Here is a 1,513-nt window from a genome sequence, read left to right on the forward strand (position 1 = left end):
CGCGCAGCATGCTGGGCTGGCCGACCGTCGGGCTCGCGCAGCCCAACGGCGCGCATCGCGCGCTCGCGCGGCTCGAAACGGCGCGGCGCGTCGGCACGCTCGTCACGCAGAACGTCGACGGGCTGCATCAGCGCGCGGGCAGTCATGGCGTGATCGAGCTGCACGGCAGCATCGGCCACGTGCATTGCCTCGCCTGCGGCGCGCAGTATTCGCGCGCGTCGATCCAGCCGCAGCTGGAGGCGCGCAATCCGGCGCTCGTGGGCGCGTTCGCGGAACCGGCCGCCGACGGCGACGCCCATCTCGACTTCGACGGCGAACACGCCTTCGACATTCCCGCATGCGAAGCTTGCGGCGGCATGCTCAAGCCGTCGGTGGTGTTCTTCGGCGAGAACGTGCCGCGCGAGCGCGTGGCGGCGGCGTCGGCGGCGCTCGACGAGGCCGACGCGGTGCTCGTGGTCGGTTCGTCGCTGATGGTGTATTCGGGCTATCGCTTCTGCGCGTGGGCGCAGCAGCGCGGCAAGCCCGTGGCCGCCATCAACCTCGGCAAGACGCGCGCCGATCCGCTGCTCGCGCTGAAAGTCGAAGCGCCGTGCGCCGCGACGCTCGACGCGCTCGCCGCGCGGCTCGGCGTCTGAACCGCGCCGTTTTTTCATCGCCGATCACGGGTGCTTATTGGCGCTGATTGGCGCTCATTGGTGCTCATTGGCGTTCTTGCGCCGCAAGCCGCCAGGCAATCGAGAGGATCCCGACCGATGCTGACCACGACCGACGAACTCGAAGCGCACTACGGCACGCCGCACGAGCGCGCGCTGCGCAAGGAAATCGACCACGTGAACGCGGATTACCGCCGCTTCATCGAGCTGTCGCCGTTCGTCGTGCTCGCGACGGGCGGCCCTGACGGCCTCGACTGCTCGCCGCGCGGCGACGCGCCGGGCTTCGTGCGCATCCTCGACGAACGCACGCTCGCGCTGCCCGACCGGCCCGGCAATAATCGCGTCGACAGTCTGCGCAACGTGGTGGCCGCGCCGCAGGTCGGCCTGCTGTTCATGGTGCCGGGCGTGGGCGAGATGCTGCGCGTGAACGGCCGCGCGCGCGTGAGTGTCGATGCCGGGCTGCTCGACCATTTCGCCGTCGACGGCAAGCCGCCGCGCTCGGTGCTGCTGATCGACGTCGAGAGCGCCTATTTCCACTGCGCAAAAGCGATCGCGCGCTCGCATCTCTGGGACGCGTCGCGCCACGTCGAGCGTTCGCAGTTGCCGAGCGCGGGCGACATGCTGCGCCGCGTGAACGACGAGCAATACGGCGAATCGTTCGACGTCGAGCGTTACGAAGCCGACCTCGCCGAGCGCATGAAGAAAACGCTTTACTGAGCGCTTGCGGTGTCGTCCGTACTTTCGTCTGCACGTTCGTCCGCGTATTCGCCTGCATATTCGTCTGCAATCAGCGCCACTCTTTTTTCCCGCTTCACATGACCGATTCCGTTTCAAGCTCCGATTCCACGCCGCGCCCCGAG

At 68.3% G+C, this 1,513-nt stretch carries 2 protein-coding genes; both read left to right on the forward strand.

Features of this window, described 5'->3' with window-relative positions:
* A partial coding sequence (locus tag G3N97_RS38565) for an NAD-dependent protein deacetylase (RefSeq protein WP_205997966.1) occupies positions 1-635 on the forward strand: 635 nt, incomplete at its 5' end.
* A 117-nt stretch (positions 636-752) separates the two neighbouring features.
* Positions 753-1,370, forward strand: coding sequence for a pyridoxamine 5'-phosphate oxidase family protein (locus G3N97_RS38570; protein WP_205997967.1), 618 nt, complete (start codon positions 753-755; stop codon positions 1,368-1,370).
* The last annotated feature ends 143 nt before the right edge of the window (positions 1,371-1,513 follow it).

This window comes from Paraburkholderia sp. Ac-20347 (assembly GCF_017104805.1).
GTDB classification, from domain to species: domain Bacteria; phylum Pseudomonadota; class Gammaproteobacteria; order Burkholderiales; family Burkholderiaceae; genus Paraburkholderia; species Paraburkholderia tropica.